At 34.2% G+C, this 21,393-nt stretch carries 17 protein-coding genes; 12 read left to right on the forward strand and 5 right to left on the reverse strand.

The features are described 5' to 3' along the window. Positions 1-208 precede the first annotated feature (208 nt). Complete coding sequence (locus tag VB798_RS02660; protein ID WP_323255673.1) at positions 209-1,150, forward strand: NAD(P)/FAD-dependent oxidoreductase; 942 nt, start codon at positions 209-211, stop codon at positions 1,148-1,150. Between the two features lie 24 nt (positions 1,151-1,174). On the opposite strand, the gene VB798_RS02665 is transcribed toward VB798_RS02660, so the two are convergent. Beyond that, positions 1,175-2,392 (reverse strand): NAD(P)/FAD-dependent oxidoreductase, encoded by a 1,218-nt coding sequence (locus VB798_RS02665; RefSeq protein ID WP_323255675.1) that lies wholly within the window; start codon positions 2,390-2,392, stop codon positions 1,175-1,177. Positions 2,393-2,996: 604 nt separating this feature from the next. Here VB798_RS02665 and VB798_RS02670 point away from each other — a divergent pair. The 9 genes from VB798_RS02670 to VB798_RS02710 all read left to right on the forward strand — a co-directional run bounded on the left by VB798_RS02670 (position 2,997) and on the right by VB798_RS02710 (position 12,735). Further along, positions 2,997-3,776, forward strand: coding sequence for an alpha/beta fold hydrolase (locus VB798_RS02670; protein WP_323255677.1), 780 nt, complete (start codon positions 2,997-2,999; stop codon positions 3,774-3,776). Positions 3,777-3,848: 72 nt separating this feature from the next. Further along, positions 3,849-4,514, forward strand: coding sequence for a CBS domain-containing protein (locus VB798_RS02675; protein WP_323255679.1), 666 nt, complete (start codon positions 3,849-3,851; stop codon positions 4,512-4,514). A 233-nt stretch (positions 4,515-4,747) separates the two neighbouring features. Next, positions 4,748-5,638, forward strand: a complete 891-nt coding sequence (locus VB798_RS02680; protein WP_323255681.1) for an NAD kinase — start codon at positions 4,748-4,750, stop codon at positions 5,636-5,638. A 170-nt stretch (positions 5,639-5,808) separates the two neighbouring features. Continuing rightward, a complete protein-coding gene (locus VB798_RS02685) occupies positions 5,809-6,852 on the forward strand; it encodes a DUF6089 family protein (RefSeq protein WP_323255683.1) in 1,044 nt (347 codons plus the stop codon). Between the two features lie 60 nt (positions 6,853-6,912). Further along, positions 6,913-7,581, forward strand: a complete 669-nt coding sequence (porG, locus tag VB798_RS02690; RefSeq protein WP_323255685.1) for a type IX secretion system protein PorG — start codon at positions 6,913-6,915, stop codon at positions 7,579-7,581. Between the two features lie 308 nt (positions 7,582-7,889). Beyond that, positions 7,890-8,666, forward strand: a complete 777-nt coding sequence (locus VB798_RS02695; RefSeq protein ID WP_323255687.1) for an isoprenyl transferase — start codon at positions 7,890-7,892, stop codon at positions 8,664-8,666. A 46-nt stretch (positions 8,667-8,712) separates the two neighbouring features. After that, positions 8,713-11,331 carry an outer membrane protein assembly factor BamA gene (gene bamA / locus VB798_RS02700; protein WP_407654133.1) on the forward strand — a complete coding sequence of 873 codons (2,619 nt, stop codon included), beginning with the start codon at positions 8,713-8,715 and terminating at the stop codon, positions 11,329-11,331. 142 nt (positions 11,332-11,473) lie between these two features. Further along, entirely contained in the window at positions 11,474-12,115 is a 642-nt protein-coding gene (locus VB798_RS02705) for an OmpH family outer membrane protein (protein WP_323255691.1), read from the forward strand. A gap of 26 nt (positions 12,116-12,141) precedes the next feature. After that, positions 12,142-12,735: an OmpH family outer membrane protein gene (locus VB798_RS02710; protein ID WP_323255693.1), complete on the forward strand. Its 594-nt coding sequence runs from the start codon at positions 12,142-12,144 to the stop codon at positions 12,733-12,735. A gap of 54 nt (positions 12,736-12,789) precedes the next feature. Here VB798_RS02710 and aroB read toward each other — a convergent pair whose 3' ends face one another. Together aroB and VB798_RS02720 are read right to left on the reverse strand one after the other, a co-directional pair. Next, positions 12,790-13,815: a 3-dehydroquinate synthase gene (gene aroB / locus VB798_RS02715; RefSeq protein ID WP_323255695.1), complete on the reverse strand. Its 1,026-nt coding sequence runs from the start codon at positions 13,813-13,815 to the stop codon at positions 12,790-12,792. A 101-nt stretch (positions 13,816-13,916) separates the two neighbouring features. Continuing rightward, a complete protein-coding gene (locus VB798_RS02720) occupies positions 13,917-14,684 on the reverse strand; it encodes a DeoR/GlpR family DNA-binding transcription regulator (RefSeq protein ID WP_323255697.1) in 768 nt (255 codons plus the stop codon). Between the two features lie 213 nt (positions 14,685-14,897). Here VB798_RS02720 and VB798_RS02725 point away from each other — a divergent pair, with 213 nt between their 5' ends. Together VB798_RS02725 and VB798_RS02730 are read left to right on the forward strand one after the other, a co-directional pair. After that, a complete protein-coding gene (locus VB798_RS02725; protein WP_323255699.1) occupies positions 14,898-17,912 on the forward strand; it encodes a SusC/RagA family TonB-linked outer membrane protein in 3,015 nt (1,004 codons plus the stop codon). Between the two features lie 68 nt (positions 17,913-17,980). Further along, on the forward strand, positions 17,981-19,300 hold the full coding sequence (locus VB798_RS02730; protein WP_323255701.1) for a RagB/SusD family nutrient uptake outer membrane protein: 1,320 nt from the start codon (positions 17,981-17,983) through the stop codon (positions 19,298-19,300). Positions 19,301-19,487: 187 nt separating this feature from the next. Here the strand turns inward: VB798_RS02730 and lipA are convergent, their stop codons facing one another. Beyond that, complete coding sequence (gene lipA / locus VB798_RS02735; RefSeq protein WP_323255703.1) at positions 19,488-20,372, reverse strand: lipoyl synthase; 885 nt, start codon at positions 20,370-20,372, stop codon at positions 19,488-19,490. Between the two features lie 190 nt (positions 20,373-20,562). Next, positions 20,563-21,342 carry a hypothetical protein gene (locus VB798_RS02740; RefSeq protein ID WP_323255705.1) on the reverse strand — a complete coding sequence of 260 codons (780 nt, stop codon included), beginning with the start codon at positions 21,340-21,342 and terminating at the stop codon, positions 20,563-20,565. Positions 21,343-21,393: the final 51 nt, after the last annotated feature.

A 21,393-nucleotide genomic window follows, 5' to 3' on the forward strand; every position in this document is an offset into this window, starting at 1 on the left:
TTTTTTCCTAAAAAATGGAAATTGTTAATTTTAAGGATGATTTTTATCTTTTTTTTAATTATTCTGATAATAATTCTGAAAATGAGCAAATTGAAAATGCTTTTAATTACTTCTTTAGGCTTGTCTTTTGTCATCAATTGTTTATTCTGTAAATTTTAAAACATAAAGCTTTTTTTGAAGTTAACTAATAGAATCAAATCATAGAACATTGAAAATACTTATTGTTGGCGCAGGCATAGCTGGACTTTCAGCCGCTAAAATTTTAGCAAAACATCATGAAGTAACTGTTATTGATAAAGGCAGAGGAGTAGGAGGGAGAATGGCTACCCGAAAAATTGGTGACTGCCAAGCTGATCATGGAGCACAATATTTTTCTGTACAATCGAAAGATTTTCAGTATTTTATAGATGAATTGTTAGCAGAGAGTATAGTCTCAAAATGGCAATTGGCACAACGGACAAATATTCGATATTTTGGAAGTAAAGGCATGAAAATGATTCCAAAGAAAATGGCGGAAAATATCAACGTGATTCTCAATGAAAAAGTAAGTAAAATTGTTGATAATAAGCTTCTCTCAGAAAGTGGAAGGGAATATATTTTCGACCAATTAATCCTTACTCAGCCCGTTCCACAAATTCAGGAATTATTAAAGCAATCATCAATACTTATTTCTGCTAAAGATGAGTCTGCCTTAAATTTGGTTAAATATGAGCCTTGTATTGCCGTAATGGCTGTTTTAAATAAAATGACAGAAATCCAAAATGGAGGAATAATGCTGGAAAATCAACCAGTAGCTTGGATAGCAGATAATTTTCAAAAAGGCATCTCAACAAAACCTTGTGCGACACTTCATGCTTCGGCTAATTTTAGTACTGAAAATTTAGAAGGAGATTTAAACGTAATTGCTCAAAAAATGCTTGAATCGGTGGAAGAATTTATTCCAAAATCATCCGTTGAAACGTTTCAAATACACCGCTGGCGTTACAGTTTAGCATCAAGTCGTTATCCCGCAACTTTTTATCAATTTGATGACAAAGCTATTTTTATGGCAGGAGATGGTTTTGGAATTGGAAATGTTGAAGGTGCATTTTTATCAGGTTTAAATGTGGCTGAATTTATACTAGAAACTTCACTTAAAACGGCTGAATAATCCACCGTTTTAAGTGAAGTAAATTTATAAGCTTTCAGCAACCTTTCTACCAGTCAACATCGCTGCATTCAAAGATGGATAAGCAGTATAATCGCCACATTGATAGAGTATATCACTGATTTGCAATGGAAATGTTTCCTTATTTTTCTGCTTAAAACTTGGTAAAGCTTGTGGAATATGATAGGTTTTCAAATGTTGCCAAGTGGATGCTTCTTTGCCAAACCAAGTAATTAATTCCTTTTTAATACTTTCGGTCAATATTTTTTCATCCTCTTTCACATCTCCTTGAGTAGAAACAGCAATTAAAGATTTACCAGCTGGGGCATAATTAGGAGCAATATCACTCGGTACGCACAGATTATGGATTTTAGCTTTTCTATCTGGATTGAGTACTAAAAGTTTTTCTGTAAGGGGTGATTTATTTGCTGAAAAATAAGTACAAGTAGTTTTGTTGAATGTCAGACTTTGAGTTTTCCCTAAAAGCTTTTCAGCAGTTAAACCATCTGTTGCTAAGACAATTTTTTCGCCATACAATTTTTCTCCATTTTCTAAATAAACCCTATTTTCTTCAATTTTTACGACTTTGGTATTGAAAAGTATGGCGTTTTTTGGCAAATGATTAGCAATCTGTAAAGGAATTTCTTGCATCCCATTGGCTGGAATTACAGCATCACCTTCATAGAATTTTCCAAAAATAAATTTGAAAAAATTGGCAGAAGTATTTAACTCATCTTCAAGAAATATACCACCGAAGAAAGGCTTGAAGAACTGCAAAATCATTTTATCAGAAAATCCAAAGTTTTGTAGATATTGCAAGGTTGACTGATACTTATTTTCAAAAATATCTTCTTGCATATTTTGGGTTTCGATAATCAAACGAAGGATTCTGAGCTTGTCGGCAAATGTCCCAACATTTGAAAAAAGCGCTGCAAACAAAGCCGATGGTTCTTGTATCGGATTAAGCATTTTCGTGAATTTATGTTGTTCATTGTCACAAATCAAAGCGCCAGATGTGAAAGGTTGGAGATTTAATTTTTCATAGTTTAGCAATTTTTGTGCTTCTGGATAAACAGTCAATAAAATCTGAAAACCTCTATCAAGTAGAAATCCATCTTGTTTGTCTGTTTTTACTCTTCCGCCAACTGTATCACTAGCTTCTAAAATCAAAGAGTCAATTCCTCTGTCTTTTAAGTATTTGGCACATGTCAATCCAGCTATGCCAGCTCCGATGATGATAATCATTTCTGTATTGATTTAATAATGATAGAATATATTTCAGCCTCAATTTTATGTAAAATCTAGTATGTTTATAGGATTTATATTATTTTGACTGTTTTTCTTTATTTATTAAAAATAACTAGCTATTTCGTAAAGAGTTTTGACTTTCTTGAAAATTATATAAAACCATTATGACAAAATGAAGGAAAATATAAATATTCTAATATTGAAAAATGGGTCATTTGCCTGACAAATTAAGAGTAATCAGTTTTTTATATTTACATTCATCTAAAGAATTACAGAAAAATGATTTTCTGTTTTAATATATAATGTATTGGTATTTAGTAGTTTATGTATTTTTTTGCTTTAAAATGAATTTATCTTAATCTAATTTGTTAAAACTAATAACATACAAATAATATACTTTTCAGAGATTTTTTATTATTTTGCATCACATTTAAAATCTATATAAAATTGAATTAAACCGATAAACTATTTAATAGATTATTAAAATTTCGAGGAAAATTGTATTTTATTTAGATTGCTTAAAGGGTTGATTTATCCATATACAAGTATTTTGATTGGGCTGAAAAGTGAAATCATCATCAAATTTTTAATATTATAAGATATGAACTATCAAATTCACGAAGAAAATGGTTACAAGTACATCGACGAAGGAGAAGGCGAAATTCTTTTTTTACTTCACGGACTTTTCGGTGCATTAAGTAACTGGGAAGGAGTAATTGAGGGCTTCAAGGGTAAATATCGAGTAATTATTCCGATGATGCCAATTTACGAAATGCCAATCGCAAAAGCTGGATGTGAAGGATTAACTGAATTCATCGAAGGTTTTGTGAATTGGAAAGGCTTTGATGAGTTAACACTTTTAGGAAATTCTTTAGGTGGACACGTTTCATTGATTTATACATTGAGAAATCCTTCAAAAGTAAAAAGATTAGTGTTGACAGGAAGTTCAGGGCTTTTTGAAGATGGAATGGGTGGTTCGTATCCAAAACGTGGAAATTATCAATACATCAAAGAAAGAGTAGAATATACTTTTTATCGTCCTGAAACAGCTACAAAAGCATTAATTGACGAAGTATTTGAAATTACCAACAGTGCTTCTAAAGTAATTAGAATAATCTCGATAGCAAAGTCCGCACAACGGAACAATATGGCGAAAGATGTTGTTAAAATCAAAGTACCAACACTATTGGTTTGGGGATTGAACGACACCATAACGCCGCCACAAGTAGGTCATGAATTCAATCGTTTAATTGAAAATTCTGAATTGCATTTTATCGATAAGTGTAGTCATGCTCCGATGATGGAGTGTCCAGAAAGATTTAACGAAATTTTGGATGGCTGGCTCGAAAAAACTCCTATTCGTGTAGTTGAGTTGGTATAATCAACTTAAAATTTGGAATTTATCTATAATTAACTATATTAGCTTTAATTATATAAATTTCATCGACATAATATGCACGCTAAAGACTTCATTAATCCAATGTTACCAGTGCTAAAATCTACAGATACTGTAGGAGAGGCGTTAAACTGGATGGAAGAATATAGAATAGGACAATTGCCATTGATTCATGAACAAGAATATCAAGGTTTGATTAGCCATGATATTTTGCTTGATGCCGATGAAGATTTACCACTTTTGGCATTACAACCTGAATTTGAAGACGCTTTTGTCAATATAAATCAACATCTTTTTGAGATTCTGAAAATTGCTCAACAGTACGATTTACAAGCAGTTGTTGTGCTTGATGAAGAACAAAGTTTTATAGGTACAATCAGTGTTCAAGAATTATTAAATCAGTTTTCTAAAAACTTAGGCTCACAAGAAATTGGGGCTGTATTAGAAATTGCAGTTGAAAACAGAAGTTATTCACTTTCAGAAATTAGTCGTTTAATAGAATCTAATAATGTTAAAATTATCAGTTCATATTATACAAGTGGTTCTGGACTGGAAGACTCAAAAGATATTTTAACCTTGAAATTAAATCAACAAGATATTTCAAGAGTAATCGCAACACTCGAACGTTTTGAATATGATATCGTTGGTGCTTATAATTTTGAAGAAATTACTTCACCCGATAAAGAACGATACGATATGCTGATGAAATATTTGAATTTATAATATTAAGCTCTTGAGAAAACCTCAAGAGCTTTTTTGTTTTTAAAGTGATTGTGAAAAACTTTTAAAAAGAGTAAAAAACGCAATTTGTTCGAAAACTATCAATAAATCCAATATTCAATTCCCAAAAGTTTGGGAATTCACATTCTTCTTTCTTCTTTTGTTTTTCAGATAGAAAATCAGGCTTTTTTCTTAAATTTAGAAAATAAGCTTCCAATCAACACAGATCATACAAGATGAAAATAGCCATTAACGGGCGAAATTTTAAGGATGAAATCAAACCTTTTGTTCAACTAATGTTTGATTTTTTGGCTCAGAAAGGAGTTGAAATCCAAATTTCCGAAATCTATCAACAATTTTTGACTGAGATTGGAGTCAGCCATCATGCAACGCAATTTTATACATCTCAAGAAGATTTATTTGATGCAAATATTGTATTGAGTTTGGGCGGAGATGGTACTTTGCTAGATACTGTTACGCATGTAACTAAGCGAGAAACACCAATACTTGGCATAAATACTGGTCGATTAGGCTTTTTAGCGACAGTTTCACCCGACAAGATTAATGAAAGTTTAGAAGAAATTTTTGCAGAACGCTATACCTTAGACCCACGAACGTTGGTAAGTGTGGAAACCCGCTTAAATAATGAACCAATAGATGTTTTTAATGGGATAAATTTTGGATTGAATGAATTAGGAATTATGAAAACCGATACTTCTTCAATGATTATGTTAAAAGCATATTTGAACGGTGAGTTTCTGAATACTTATTGGGCGGATGGGCTGATTATTGCTACTGCAACAGGTTCAACTGGCTACAATCTTAGTGTTGGCGGTCCTTTGGTAATGCCGAGTTCAGATATTTTTGTGATTTCGCCCATGAGTCCTCACAACTTAAATGTGCGTCCTTTGGTAGTTTCAACAGATGTAATTCTGGATTTTGAAGTAGAAAGTAGAAGTAACAGTTGCTTGATTTCTTTGGATGCTCGTTCAAAAGTGATTGATAGCAATGTGAAAATCAGGATGAAAAGAGAAGCTTTTAAAGCCAACATTATTAAACTGAGCGATAGTAATTTCTTGAATACTTTAAGAAGTAAACTTAATTGGGGATTTGATGCAAGGAATTAATAAATCATTTTAATTAAAATTAAGCAAGACGAATCCATTTGAATATATTATTTTCGTTGTAAAATTTAATTGATACTCATAACAAACTTAATGGTTTTACGTTAACAAATTGTTTGTTGATTCAATTGAAAAAGAATAACCACATAGATTCCATCCATTACCAGACAAATATGAAAAAATATTCTTCAATACTTCTGATACTGATAATTTGTGCTTTGAATACACAAGATTCTGAGGCACAATTTAGATTTTCAAATCTTTTCGGAGGCAAAGATAAACCACGTAAAAATAGATTGTTTGAACCAAATTCAACAGTTAGTTTAGGCGTAGGTACTTCAAGCTATTATGGTGATATTTCTCCTTACAACAGATTTTTACAATCTACAGTAAATGGAATGCGTTGGAATGTTAACTTCAATTTTACTCGTCAGTTTTCACCAACTTTTGCGCTTCGTTTTGGTCTTACTTATGCCAGAATTTCTGGTGATGATAATTATCTTGAAGGAGTAAAAGGTTATGAAGGTAATTTTATCAGAAACTTGCATTTTAGAAATGATATTAAAGAACTTTCAATTGTTGGGCAATATGATTTAGTACGTACAAGTCGTAGTTATTTGCGTAGAGCTAATATTATTCCTTATATTTTTGGAGGAGTTGCAGTTTTTGCTCACGATCCGATGGCTAAACCAGATGCTTCTTTGTATGGTAATGATTGGGTTCGCTTACAGCCTTTAAATACAGAAGGGCAAGGTCTTCCGGGCTATGCCAATAATCCTTATTCATTAATTAGCGTTTCTTTTCCACTAGGTGTTGGCGTAAAGTATAAACTGAATAAACATTGGGATTTAGGGATAGAAATGAGCTACCGTTATACTTTGACGGATTATTTGGATGATGTAAGTGGTAATTTTGCTGATCCTGCTGATTTAGCAGCTCAAAGTCCACTGGCAGCTTCAATGGGAAATAGATCATTAGAACAAATTGCTGCTCGTTCTGGAAATGACCGTACACAAGGAGTAATAAATTATTTGACAGATATAGGCATTTATAGTGCATCCGCACCTATCAACCCTTTTAGTTTGACTGCAATTCCAGGTTTTTCAGACAAAGCTGATTTACGTGGAAATCCAAAATATAATGATGCTTACATGTTAACAACAGTGAAGTTGATTTATCATATTCCTAATAAAATTAAATGTCCAGTTACTCGTTAATCAGTCTGGAATAACATTCATGAACGGTCAGGTGTTTTTCGCCTGACTTTTTTATTAATTATGACATTATCAAAAAAGTTTCTCCTTTTAGTATTTAGCTTATTAAGTGTAAATACTTTCGCACAAAAAATAGAAATAGGAGGTGGTTTAGGAGTAATGAATTATAAAGGAGATATTTCTCCCGATTTTCACCCAGCTTTTGCACGTTTGGGTGGAAATTTGCTTTTTAGATATAATCCTAACAAAATCGTTAGTTTCAGGTCGAGCATTGTTTTGGGCTCAATTTATGGAGATGATAGCAAAGTAAATGATTCTTTTAATCAATTAAGAGGACAGACTTTCAAAACATCTATTAATGAATTAAACCTAATTACTGAATATAATTTTTTCGACTACAAGTACAATCGTTATCACAAAGATTGGAGTCCTTATGTTTTTGGAGGATTAGGTTTAATAAAGTTTTCACCTAGAGATACACCTGTAACAAATTATAAAACCTTACAAGTAGTAATTCCTTTTGGAATTGGCGTGAAATATAATCTGGCTGGACCTTGGGATATTAACCTTGAATTTGGTGCTAGAAAAACCTTTACAGACTATTTAGATAATTTAGGTGGAGACAACCCAGCTTTACCTAAAAACCAACAAAATGACTACAGTCGTGGTGATATGTATTATTATACTTCACTGTCTTTAACCTACAAATTTATCAAAGTATATTGTCCTTAAATAAGAAATTTTCATGTTTTGAACTATTGAACGTAAGAGTAAAAGCTGAAAAGCTTTACATTATTTATGTTTGATACCGTTTTTATGCCCTTTTAATATCATACTTGCCAGCAATAAGGGCTTCCTTGATTTTGAATAGGATAGGGAATTCGTTAAATTTGTCATATTATTCCCAAAAAGTACTCCTAGTCTATTTTTTGACTTATTATCCAAGTTTCAAAAGCTACAAGAGTTACCCATCTTGCTAGGAATAAAGGGCTTCAAACCTGCTTATTGCGTATTTGGAAGCCTATTATTATAAGTTTTATGTGTTAAAAAGTGTTAAATCGGTGAAAGAACAATTAGACCCTAACAATCTACCAAAACATATTGCCGTTATCATGGACGGAAACGGACGTTGGGCAAAACAGCAAGGCTTCGTTGACAGAATTTTCGGACATAGAAATGCTTTAAAAGCAGTAAAAGAAGCCATTGAAGGTAGTGCAGATTTAGGTGTGAAATATTTAACACTTTATGCTTTTTCAACTGAAAACTGGAATCGCCCAAAGGCTGAAGTTGATGCTTTGATGATGCTTTTAATCAGTGCGCTCAAAGATGAACTTGAAGATATGAAGAAAAATAATGTACGACTAGATACCATAGGTGCTATCGACACATTACCTGAAAGTTCACAACGAGTACTTAGAAATGCCATTGAAGAAACCAAAGATAATACTGGTATCACAGTTATTTTGGCACTAAGTTATAGTGGAAAGTGGGACATCGTTAAAACTGCCAAAAAACTAGCCGAACAAGTAAAAAATGGAGAGTTGGCTGTTGAGGATATTAATGAGCAACTTTTCGAACAATCATTAGATACCAAAGGAATTCCAAATCCTGATTTGATGATTCGTACAGGAGGCGACCACCGTATTAGTAATTTCTTGCTTTGGCAATTAGCTTATTCTGAATTGTATATTTTTGAAGAATTGTTCTGGCCAGACTTCAGACGTGAACACCTTTTTGAAGCAATCCTTGATTATCAAGAACGTGAACGTAGATTTGGGAAAACCTCAGAGCAAATTAAAAACCCGGTAAATGCTTAAAATACAAATGTTTTCTTTCTCATCTGAAATGAGAACTATTCGCAAAATGAAAAAATATACATTATTACTTTCATGCTTATTCATTTCTTTTCTTTCACAAGCCCAATTGCGTGGAGCAATGGGAGCACGTTCGCCAATTGCTGAAAAAGCAATTGAAATGAATTACGCTGAACCTAAAGAATATGAAATTGCTGAAATTACTACTACTGGCTCTAAATTCTACGATGGCAATTCAATGATTTCTCTTTCTGGGTTAAGAGTAGGAGATAGAATTAAAGTACCAGGAGATGCTGCTACGTCTGCCATTAAAAAATTGATGAGTCAAGGGATTTTGGAAGAAGTACAAGTAGAAGCTACTAAAATTGAGGGAGAAAAAATTTGGTTGAATATCGTTATCAAAGAGCGCCCTAGATTGTATAAATTAGAATATACAGGTATTAAAAAAGGAGAGCAGGAAACATTAAGCGATAAAATCAAAACCTACAAAGGAAAAATCGTTACTGAAACGGTTAAGAAAAACGTAGAGTTGGCCATTAGAAAGTTCTATCAAGATAAAGGCTATTTGAATGTTAGTATCAAAATTGCTGAAAAAACCGATTCACTTCGTGGTAATAATGCAACGATGAAAGTAGCTATTAAAAAAGGAGATAAAGTAAAAATTTCTAAAATTGAATTTGTAGGTAGAACAGAGATAAAAGAAAGCGTACTTCGTCGTAAATTAAAAGGAACGAAACAGAAAGCATTTTATAAAATCTTTACTTCTTCAAAATACGTTCCTAAAAAGTTTGAAGAAGATAAACAGAAATTGATAGAATTCTACAATAAAAAAGGATATAGAGATGCACAATTGATTTCTGATTCAGTTTTTAAAGATTCTGATAGAACTGTTAAAATTATCTTGAAACTAGATGAAGGGAAACAGTATCATTATAGAAATGTATATTGGGAAGGAAACTACATTTATCCAGATTCTGTCTTGACTGAATTATTAGGCGTTAAAAAAGGAGATGTTTATAACGTTGAAGATTTAGAAAAGCGTTTGAACGGTAAGCCAGGCGAAGATGTTAGTTCGGCTTATATGGATAATGGTTATTTATTTTATCAATGTGAGCCTATTGAAACAGCAGTTGCTGGAGACTCAATGGATTTAACTTTCAGAATTACTGAAGGTAAACAAGCGACTATTAATAAGGTAATTGTAAACGGTAATACTAAAACTTCTGACCACGTAGTAATGCGTGAAATTAGAACTTTACCGGGACAAAAATTTAGTAAATCTGCTATCATTCGTACCGTTCGTGAATTATCAACTATCGGTTATTTTAACCCTGAAAAAATTACACCAAACCCAATTCCAAAAGCAGATGGAACGGTTGATATTGAATATAACGTAGAAGAAAAACCTTCTGATCAAATTGAGCTTTCAGGTGGTTGGGGTGGTTACATCGGTTTCGTAGGAACTTTAGGTGTAACTTTTAATAACTTCTCTGCAAGAAATATCGGTAACTTAAGTGCTTGGAAACCATTGCCTTCTGGAGATGGACAAAAACTATCTGTTCGTTTTCAAGCGAATGGTACTTCTTTCCAAAACTACTCTTTATCATTTACTGAGCCTTGGTTAGGAGGGAAAAAACCAAATTCATTCTCTATTTCATTGAGTAGAAGTATTTCATATCCATACAAAATTCAACAGTACAATCAGTTGAGTGGTTACGGTTCAGGTTATGGTTACGGAAGTAGCTTATATGGAAGTGGTTACGGATATGGCTATGGTACAGGTTTAGGTTTAAATACTTCAACGTCTGATAGTGCTACAGCTGCTCAGAATGATGCTCACTTTAACAGTACTACTTTAGCATTCAGTTTAGGTAAGCGTTTGAAAGTACCAGATGATTATTTCTCGTTAAGTAATTCATTATCGTTACAATTAATTGATGTGAAGAACTTACCATATTATGGTTATCCAGAAGGTAATTCGGTAGCGGTTTCTTTTGTAACGAATTTTTCAAGAAACAGTATTGACAACCCAACTTTCCCACGTTCAGGTTCTAGTTTCTCATTGACGGCTTCGTTAACTCCTCCGTATTCTTTATTTGGAGGCGATAATAAAAATTTAATTGAATACCACAAATGGATGTTTGATGCCTCATGGTTTACACCAATTACAAGTAAATTGGTTTTCCACATGAGAACGCACATGGGTTTCCTTGGTTCATATAATTCAAATAAAGACATTACTCGTTTTGAACGTTTTGACCTTGGTGGTTCTGGTATGCAAACAGGTTATAATGTCATCAGCCGTGACATCATCGCTCTTCGTGGTTATAAAGACAGAGTGTTTGGTTCGCAAGGTAGTTTACCAAGTGGTGGGGTTGCTTACAATAAATTTGTAATGGAAGTTCGTTATCCAGTTTCTTTAAACCCATCAGCTACGATTTTCTTATTAGGTTTTGCAGAAGGCGGAAACAACTTTGCTAATTATTCAGAATACAATCCATTCAAATTATATAAATCAGCAGGTTTTGGGGCTAGAATTTTTATGCCAGCCTTCGGTATGATTGGTATTGATTACGGTTTTGCTTTTGATAAAGTACCTGGACAAACTTCAAGTAATGGCTTTGGACAACAAGCTTTTACTTTCTCGATTGGTCAGCAAATACGCTAATATAAAATTGAAAAACCAAGCCGATTTGATAATTGGCTTGGTTTTTCGGTATTGTTAATCTTTTGTTAATCGACATAGAATAGCAATAAGATATTGTTCAAGGCGTTAATCAAATACATTCACTAAATTAACCACCTTAGCCATGAAAAAGCGGATATTTTTACTAATTTTGCCATTCCTGTGTTTTTGTGAAAGTATAAAAGCCCAAAAGTTTGGTTATATAGATACCGAATATGTTACTTCTAAATTACCTGAATACAGAAATGCTCAGGAAGAAATTGAGAAATTAACAAGTAAATGGATAAAAGAAGTTGCCGCTAAAAATGATGAGCTTTCTAAATTAGAAAAAGCTTATAGATATGAAGAGGTACTTCTTACAGAGGAAATGAAAGTACAGCGATTGAAAGTAATTGCTGAAAAAGAGAAAGAAGCGAAAGAGTTACAAAACAAAATATTTGGTTTTGAAGGTGAGTTGTTTAAGAAAAAACAAGACATCATGAAACCCGTTTTGGACGAAGTAGCAAAAGCGGTAGAAAAAGTAGCTAGACTTAAAAAACTAGATATTCTCTTTGATAAATCTTCGGAAGGTTTAGCTATGTTATATACCAACCCAACCCATGATTATACAGATTATGTAATGGAAGAACTTGGAATTTCGCCTGAACAAATCAAAGAAAAACAGGAAGAAGAAGCCAAGCAGACTGAAGATAACAAAGAAAACAGTAACACAACAAAAAGTAAATCAAATAGAAAAGGAGCGGTAAGCAACTTCAAAAAAGAGTAATTAACCAAATCAGAATAACAAACAAAATGAAGAACAAATTTTTAATTGCTTTATTTGCAATTTTTGCTTTAGCAACAGCTAATGTAAATGCACAACAAAAAATCGGTTACATCAGCTTAGATTACATTTTAGCTCAAATGCCAGAAGCAAAACAAGTAGAAACTGAATTGACGACTACTAAAACGCAATATGACAACATGTATCAGCAAAAAGTGAAAGATTTCCAAACGAAATTAGCTGATTATGAGAAAAATGCTGCTACAATGGCAGATGTAATTAAAGCGGATAGAGAGAAAGAATTGCAAGGAATGCAAAGCAGTATCGAAGAATTCCGTCAGAATTCATCTACTTCTTTACAAAAGAAACAAGCTCAATTGTTACAACCATTGTTGAAGAAAATCGAAGACAATATGCACGGTGTAGCAAAAGAAAATGGTTTTGCTTTCGTATTTAACTACGATGCAGGACAAGGAACTACTCCAATCGTTTTACATGCTCCAGACGATGCAAATATCTCTGACTTAGTGTTAAAAAGAATGGGTGTTACTCCAAAACCATTTACTCCAGCACCAGCAACACCAGCGGCTACAACTCCAGCAGGAGGAGCTCCTAAAAAATAATTGAAGTTTATCTAAAAAAGAATAGGCTGTCTCATTGAGACAGCCTATTCTTTTTTAACCAATATAATAAAGTAAGGATTCTTTCATTTCGCTGGTAGAAACCGAAATGTCATAAGTACATTTCCCGATTCCTTCTAATAAAGAAAATCTGATTTCTTTGCCTTTGTTCTTTTTATCTTGTGCCGTCAATGCGATAATTTCTTCAATTTCAGTTTCTTTAATCGTCGCTTTTCCATAGACTGCAAAGATAAATTCTTCAATTACTTCCAATGATTTTTGGTCAATCATTCCTCTTTTAAAAGAAATGTAAGCTTCGCAAATCATTCCAGCCGCTATGGCTTCGCCATGAAGTAAGTGTAATTTTGGTTTGCCTAAATAAAACGTTTCAATGGCATGACCTAATGTATGCCCGAAGTTTAATATTTTTCTTAAACCTTTTTCTGTTGGGTCTGCTGCTACAACTTCTTGCTTAATTGCCACAGAATGAGCAATTAAATCCGCAAAGTTTTGCTCTTCAAAATCAATTTTACGAATCTCTTCCCATTTCACGGCATCTCTGATTAAACAATGCTTGATAATTTCTCCGAAGCCAGAACGTAATTCACTTGCAGGTAAAGTTTGTAAAAAAGCTGGGTCGATAAGTACCGTATTCGGAATTTTAAAAACACCAATATGGTTTTTCAAACCATTAAAATCAATCCCTAATTTACCGCCAACACTGGCATCTACTTGTGAAAGTAAAGTGGTTGGAATCTGAATAAAATCAATTCCACGCTTGTAAGTGGCTGCACAAAATCCGCCCATATCGCCAATTACTCCACCACCAATATTAATCACCAAACTATGTCTATCTAAAGATTGATTCGTTAAGCCTGTCCAAATTGCTTCACAAGTACTTAAATTTTTATTGGCTTCGCCAGATTTAATTTTTGTTACTTGGTGCTTTGGCAATAAAGGTTTAACGATTGGATAGCAATGACGATGCGTTTTTTCATCAACAATTACATGAATTTTGGTGTATTGGTTTTCAGCCAGAAATGCTGGGAGACTTTCAGAAATATTGGAAATAATGACAGACATTTTTGAGTTTGATTAACGTTTTGGACTTCCTTTTCATCCATAGCTTTGAATGGGCTACAAAATTAATCAATTATTTTCCATCAAGGCTTACCTTTTTGGTTTTATAAAATGTATTTCACCAAACCTTTGTAGGGTTTTAATAAGTCATTTTCTGGCGAAAGCTCTGTAATTAAGTAATCAATTTCATTTAATGTACATACTCTTAAACGTAAATCTGAGTTTAATTTTTCAGAAATCGTGGTGGCTACCACTTGTCTGGACGATTTAATCATCGCTTTTTTTACTTGTACCACTTCATAATCAGAATCGCTGATACCTTCTTGGTCGAAACCATTAATTCCCAATACACATAAATCGGCTTTGATGTCGTTGATTTTACTCACTACTTCTCCTCCCACGCTAATTTTAGAAATATTAGAAATTTTTCCGCCTAAAAATATTACTTCAACATTTGGGTGTTCGGCTAATTCCAAAGAAATTAAAGGACTTACTGTAAAAAAAGTAACATGCAAATTATTAGGAAGCTGATTCGCAATGGCACGCATCGTAGTTCCGCCACTGGTCAGAATCGTCATGCCATCTTTAATTAGTTTAATCATTTTTGTGGCAATTACCTTTTTTTCATCATAAGCATAAGTATCAGCTTGTGTAGCGGAAACATTGTATGATTTCGAGAGTGCGCCCCCATGTACTTTTACGATTTTATTTTCCAGTGCCAATTCGTTCAAATCACGACGGATGGTATCTTCTGAAACATTCAGAATCAGACTGAGATCCGAAGAAAGTATTTTATTATGAAGATTAATCTGATGAATAATCTCCAATTGTCTTTCTTTCTTGAGCAAGATTTTACTTTCAATAATACTCATGCGTTTTTTTGCGGGTTTTTGATTGAATGTTTGTTAAAAAAGCAGATTTAGGGTGAAATTTTACAATAAAAATAAACATTTTTGAATAAATTCATTATTTTTGTTTAAATATGATTCTGATTTCTGCATGAATTCGCCTGTTTTTTGTTTTTGTGGCGAATGAAAGATGCATAAAAAGGCATTTAAACCTTCACTCAACCCCCAAAAATCCAAATGAAAAAACATTTCCTATCTACTTTGCTTGGACTGTTTGTCATGTTGTTCTCTCTGAACGCTTTGGCACAATCCACTGTCGTAAAGGGTAAAGTTTTGGATGAGAGTAATGAGCCACTCATCGGTGCTTCTGTCATCTTAAAAGGTACTCAACTTGGTACAGCTACGAATGTCAATGGTGAATTTACTTTAAATGTCAATGTAAAAGCTGGCAGTTATGATTTTGAATTTCGTTCTGTAGGTTTTCGTTCAGTGATTAAAAAAGTAATGATTGGCAAAGAGAGTCCAATTGTTTTGTCAGTACAATTACCAACTGATGCGCTTGGTTTAGACGAAGTAATCGTAACAGGTACTTCTGTGGCAACAAGCAAAAAGCAATTAGGAAATGCAGTTACTTCATTAAAAGCATCAGATTTACAGTATTCAGCAGCTACTTCAATCGACCAAGCTTTATCTGGTAAAATTGCTGGGGCACAAATTACACAAAATTCTGGAAACCCTGCGGGTGGTATCAGCGTTCGTTTACGTGGTCCAAGTACGATTGTTGGTTCTTCAGACCCACTTTATATTGTAGATGGCGTAATTGTCAATAATGATTCTCGTGAATTATTAGACTTGGGTGGTTATGCACAAAACCGTTTGGTAGATTTAAACCCAAATGATATTGAGAGAATTGAAGTAATTAAAGGAGCAGCGGCTGCTGCTATTTATGGCTCAAGAGCAAGTAATGGTGTTGTGCAGATTTTTACGAAAAAAGGAAAAGATGGAAAGGCAAATGTTAGTTTTTCATCAACTTTCAGAGTGAGCGAAGTGCGCAAAACTTTACCTTATAATACTTATGGAAAAGCATTTGTCAATACTACAATTACTGACAAAACGCAGATGGACGTAACTCGTTACGATTATCAAAAAGATATTTTCCGTCAGGCAGTTGGTAATGAACAATATTTATCGGTTTCGGGTGGAAATCAAAATTCTAATTACTTCTTTTCAGGTTCGATGTTCCAAAATCAAGGAATTATTAAAAGTTCAGATTTTGGTCGTTCAAACGTAAGAATGAGAATCGGTCAACATTTGAATAAATGGGCAAGTATTACTGTAGGTGGAAATTATACTTATAGTAGCTCAAATGAAATTCCAAATGGTGGTATCAATGAAGCTTATGGAGCTTTAACAGGATTTATTTTCTCGAATAATTTCGTGAATCCTGCTAAAAACGAAACTACTGGTGCTTATCCTTCAACAGCTCCAACGGCAGTATTGCGTAGAACAAATCCTTTAGAGGCAATCGACCGCTTCAAATTCAAACAAAGTACTTCTCGTTTTACAGGTGATGTTCAATTAAATCTTACACCGATTGATGGTTTAGGCATTGATTATACTTTTGGTTTGGACACTTATTCTCAATTAGGAACTGCATATATTCCTCCAGTGAATACAACGCCAAGTTATGATGCAGGTTTGTCTCGTCGTGCAGATGCGAATGTTTTACAAGTAAACAACGATTTGAACATTCGTTATCAAACAAAAATCGGAGATTTAATTGAATCAACAACAGGAGTTGGTGGAACGATTCAATACGACCGTTCACAAACTACTTCTATCAATGCACAACAATTAGGTGTTTTTGGAGAAACTGTTAATAATGGTGCTTTGATAGTATCGGGAGAAAGTCGTTCGGAAAGAGCTTTTGCAGGTATTTTTGTGCAACAAACTTTTGGAATTGCTAATAAATTGTACTTGACGGGTGCTGGTCGTTGGGATGCTGCTTCGGTTTATGGTTTAGATAATCGTTGGCAGTTTTATCCTAAAGCAAGTGCATCTTATGTACTTTCTAACGAAGAATTCTGGAAAAATACTTTCGCTGATGTTTTACCGAACTTTAAAGTAAGAGCCGCTTGGGGACAAGCTGGTAACTTAACGGCTATCGGTGCTTACGACCGCTTTACGAATTATTCGCCAGTAACAACGGCGGGTTTGAATGGATATTTAGCTCCATTGACTTTAGGAAACTTCACGGTAAAACCTGAAAGACAAACAGAATTAGAAATCGGTACAGATTTCAGTTTATTGAAAGATCGTATCGGTGTTGAATTTACTTATTATAATAAAGAAGTAAAAGACTTGATTTTGAATCGTACATTGGCGCCAACTACAGGTTACAACAACCGTTTTGTAAACATTGGAACGATGACTAACAAAGGTTTTGAAGTAATGGTTAGAGCGATTCCAGTACAAAACAAAGATGTAAAATGGACTTCGACTATCACTTATACCCAAAATAAAAATGTTATCGATGGGGTAGAGGGGAACGGAGTATTACCATTTGCGGGAGGTTTCAGTCAAGTTGCCGCAGTAAATGGTTATTCTCTTGGAGCTTTCTATTCAACATTCTTTGCTCGTAATCCAGACGGCTCTTTATTGTTGACTCCAACTGGTTTTCCCCAACGTGAAAGAGGTACTCAGTTAGCAAATGGGCAATATACAGTTGGTAGAGATGCAACAGGACAACCGAGTGGAGCGATTTTGAGTAAAGTAATTGGTAATCCGAACCCAACAGCGGTGTATTCATTCATCAATGAAGTAGAGTATAAGAAATTTACTTTCCGTTTACAATTAGATGCAATGCAAGGTTTTGATGTGTTCAACTTTACTCGTAGAGTTGGTGAACGTGATTTGTACGGAGGTTTGGCTGGTTACGAAGCAGAATTAAAAGGAGAAGTACCAAAAGGAACAAGTGCGGCTTTGTTTAGTATTTTCGAAAATTATATCGAGAAAGGTTCATTTGTAAAAGTACGAGAATTATCTATTTCTTACATGGCTACTCCAAAAGCATTGGGTTTGAAAAACATTCGTATTTTATTGGCAGGACGTAATTTATTGTCGTTCGATAATTACAGTGGTTATGATCCAGAAGTAAATTCTGCTGGACAATCGAATGCTGTTCGTGGTTTTGACTTTGTGGAGGTGCCAATCCCACGTCAATACTCAATTGGCTTAACGGCTAATTTCTAACAATCCAGTGATTTAAAGATGTTTAATATTCATAAATAGATTATTCATTTTTTAATAAAGAATAGACAATGAAATTCAAGATAAAAATATTAACAACCAGCCTTTTAGTAGCTTCAAGTTTGATGCTGACTAATTGTAGTTTGGATATTAAAAATCCGAATGGTCCAACAGACGCTCAGATTTTAACAACTCGTGACGGACTCATTACTTTAAGTGTAGGTTTACGTCAGAATTATTCAACTTTAGGAATAAGTTCCTTGATTTTAACACCAGGTACAACGACTCGTGAAATAAAAGGAATTACGACATTTACTAACATTATTGAAATAGAAGCGGGTGGAACAGCTTTGCCAACTTTCAATGGAAATGTATTGGGAGTATGGTCGAGAATGTATCGTGTAATTGGTATGGCAGACGACATCATTGCCAGTGCGCCAACGGCATTAGCAAGTGATGCAGCGATGAAGAGTGGAGTGGTAGCTCATGCGAATTTATTTAAAGCGATGGCTTTAGGAGGCTTGGCTACTTCATTCGAGAAAATGCCTTTACAAACGGATAAATTAGGACAAGCCGTTTACTCAGACCGTACAGAAGCCTTAAAATTAGCTGTAAAATTATTAGACGAAGCTGTAGCGATGATTTCAGCAACAGCTCCTTCAGCAGAGTTCAGGACAAAAGTAACAGGTGCAGATTTCGACCTGATTAATAGCATTCAAGCTTATCGTGCAAGGTACAACATGATGCTTGGCAACTTTGACGCAGCCATTGCAGCCGCCAATGCAGTGGACTTGTCAAAGAAGTCATCATTCGTTTACTCTTCACAAAGCCAGAATCCAATTTACACAGCCACGCAAATCAGCAAGGATTATGCGCCTCGTGACAATTTTGGTTTACCATCTACTTTGGTGGAAAGTGACGACAAGCGTTTGGCTTTCTATTTAAGTACTCCTGATGTGGTAGTAGGAGGAGAGAAGTTGAAGAAATTAGTTGGTTTCTTTGATGCTGTTGACCGTGCGATTCCTGTGTATTTACCAGATGAAATGCGTTTAATCAGAGCAGAGGCTAATCTAAGAAAAGCTACTCCAGACCTTGTTTCAGCATTGGCTGATATTAATGCCGTTAGAACACAAGCTTCTGGTGATGTTTTTGGCGTAAATGCTGGTTTAGGAGCTTATTCTGGAAGCCCAACAAAAGATGCTTTACTTGTAGAAGTTTACAAACAACGCTGTGTGGAGTTGTTTATGACAGGTATGCGCTTAGAAGACAGTCGTCGTTTTGGAAGACCAGCGCCACCAACAAGCTTGGTAGAACGTACCCGTAATTTCTATCCATATCCAGATCAAGAAAGGTTGACGAACCCAAATACGCCAACCGACCCAACCATTTAATCATCATAATCAAACTAATATATGCCAAATAACAGGGCGAGCGAAAGCTTGCCCTTTATTGTTTTTTGGGATAAATGAATTTTAAAGCTAGTTAGCAAAGATTTCTTTTATGAGAAATAGTAATGTTTATAAATGCCAAAAGCCCCAGTAAAACTGAGGCTTTTGGCGTTAAATCATTGAGCTGTTACTAAATATGCTTTTCAGCATGATAACTTGAACGAACCAAAGCTCCTGATTCTACATATTTTAAACCACGCTTTAATCCTTCTTCTTTATACATCGCAAAAGTGTCTGGATGTACCCATTCTATTACTTCATGGTGCATTTTAGTAGGTTGTAAGTATTGTCCTAATGTTAATACATCTAAACCATTTTCAACTAAATCGTCCATTGCTTTGAATACTTCTTCTTGCGTTTCGCCCAAACCCAACATAATGCCAGATTTAGTTCTTTTCCCAAATTCTTTGGTACGTTTGGTTTGTTCTAAGGAACGAGCATATTTTGCTTGTGGACGAACATTTCTGTACAAACGCTCTACTGTTTCCATATTGTGAGAAACTACTTCTTGTCCACCTTCAATCATTCTATAAAGTGCATCCCAATTTCCTTTTGTATCAGGAATCAATGTTTCAATTGTCGTTTTTGGTGATGCTTCTTTTACTTGTACTACTGTTTGATACCAAACTTCAGCACCACGGTCTTTTAATTCATCACGGTTTACTGAAGTAATTACAGCGTGTTTTACGCCCATTAATTTAATGGCTTCAGCTACACGACGTGGTTCATCGGCATCATATTCGTTAGGACGTCCTGTGGCTACTGCACAAAAAGTACAAGAACGAGTACATACATTTCCTAAAATCATAAAGGTTGCTGTACCTGCACCCCAACATTCGCCCATGTTTGGGCAATTTCCTGATTGACAAATGGTATGTAGTTTATATTCATCTACAATATTACGTACTCTTGCATATTCTTGACCAATCGGTAATTTTACTCTTAACCAACTTGGTTTTTTAGAATGCGTTGAGGCTGTCTCTGCTTTTGGAGCTATTACTGGAAGTTCTATCATCGTCTGTCTATTCCTTGAACAATACTATTATGCTACAAAGTTAAATGCTAATAAAATAAAAACGTCAGGAAAATGAAATTGGTTTACATTTTCCTGACGCTATTTTTGAATATTCAGTTAATTCAAGAGTAATATTTGGTTTAAATATCTTTCAACCAATTCATTTTTAGGTTTTCAGCTTATTTGATAATTACCTTTTTCCACCAAAAAAGATGGTTAAATAACCTGAAGTAAATACACTTCTATTCTCCGCCGTCGCCATGATATTTACTTTTTTAGTATATGCTTCTGCTAAAAAACCAATCTCTAAACTAATATTTGATTGGCGAAAAGCGTCTAATTCAAAGTTTAAAGCAGCTTTTAAATTCACTCCAGGCACTAAATTTGCATTGCCTAAACCTTCAAAGAAACCACCGCTTCCATAAATATTATTGTAATTATGTTTGGCAGGGTCGTATGCTTCGTCACGAATATTTCCTCTTCCATAAAATACTTGTACGTAATATGGCTTTACAACTCCAATCGTTGGTCCGCCAGCAATAATTCCATTAATATTTACGCCACCATCTGATGATTTATGAAACAAATTAATTTCACGACCATATTGAGGGCGAATCGCAAAAAGGTAATTCTGTTTTCCATCAACATAACTACTTCCGTTGCCTAAGAAACTAATTGTATTTTCTTTTGGATGGTTTACATTCACAATTTCAAGGTTGAAATAATGAAATTGGCGATGCAAAGCATTATTATCAATCACAATTTCTTTACGTGCCATTAAACCGCCTAACAAACCAGAATTCGTATTGGTTGTTAAGCCAAACGATAAAATAGAATGGTAATTTTCTTCATCGACCACTTCTCTTGTCTGAGTAGTTTTAGTCGAAGTATTTCGGCGCTGTGCTTCAATTGTATGAAACGACAATGAAGCTAAAATGAAGAATAAAAGTGTATTTAGTAGTTTTTTCACAATGGTTTAATCAAAAATTTTATATGAATGAACTAAACATACAATGAATAT

Origin of the sequence: Arcicella lustrica (assembly GCF_034930985.1) — a bacterium.
GTDB classification, from domain to species: Bacteria; Bacteroidota; Bacteroidia; order Cytophagales; family Spirosomataceae; genus Arcicella; species Arcicella lustrica.

Coding starts and splice junctions, on each gene's coding strand:
- VB798_RS02665 (WP_323255675.1), bottom strand. CDS start 2,392: ATGATTATCATCATCGGAGCTGGCATAGCTGGATTGACATGTGCCAAA.
- VB798_RS02670 (WP_323255677.1), top strand. CDS start 2,997: ATGAACTATCAAATTCACGAAGAAAATGGTTACAAGTACATCGACGAA.
- VB798_RS02675 (WP_323255679.1), top strand. CDS start 3,849: ATGCACGCTAAAGACTTCATTAATCCAATGTTACCAGTGCTAAAATCT.
- VB798_RS02680 (WP_323255681.1), top strand. CDS start 4,748: ATGAAAATAGCCATTAACGGGCGAAATTTTAAGGATGAAATCAAACCT.
- VB798_RS02685 (WP_323255683.1), top strand. CDS start 5,809: ATGAAAAAATATTCTTCAATACTTCTGATACTGATAATTTGTGCTTTG.
- porG (WP_323255685.1), top strand. CDS start 6,913: ATGACATTATCAAAAAAGTTTCTCCTTTTAGTATTTAGCTTATTAAGT.
- bamA (WP_407654133.1), top strand. CDS start 8,713: ATGAAAAAATATACATTATTACTTTCATGCTTATTCATTTCTTTTCTT.
- VB798_RS02705 (WP_323255691.1), top strand. CDS start 11,474: ATGAAAAAGCGGATATTTTTACTAATTTTGCCATTCCTGTGTTTTTGT.
- VB798_RS02710 (WP_323255693.1), top strand. CDS start 12,142: ATGAAGAACAAATTTTTAATTGCTTTATTTGCAATTTTTGCTTTAGCA.
- aroB (WP_323255695.1), bottom strand. CDS start 13,815: ATGTCTGTCATTATTTCCAATATTTCTGAAAGTCTCCCAGCATTTCTG.
- VB798_RS02720 (WP_323255697.1), bottom strand. CDS start 14,684: ATGAGTATTATTGAAAGTAAAATCTTGCTCAAGAAAGAAAGACAATTG.
- VB798_RS02725 (WP_323255699.1), top strand. CDS start 14,898: ATGAAAAAACATTTCCTATCTACTTTGCTTGGACTGTTTGTCATGTTG.
- VB798_RS02730 (WP_323255701.1), top strand. CDS start 17,981: ATGAAATTCAAGATAAAAATATTAACAACCAGCCTTTTAGTAGCTTCA.
- lipA (WP_323255703.1), bottom strand. CDS start 20,372: ATGATAGAACTTCCAGTAATAGCTCCAAAAGCAGAGACAGCCTCAACG.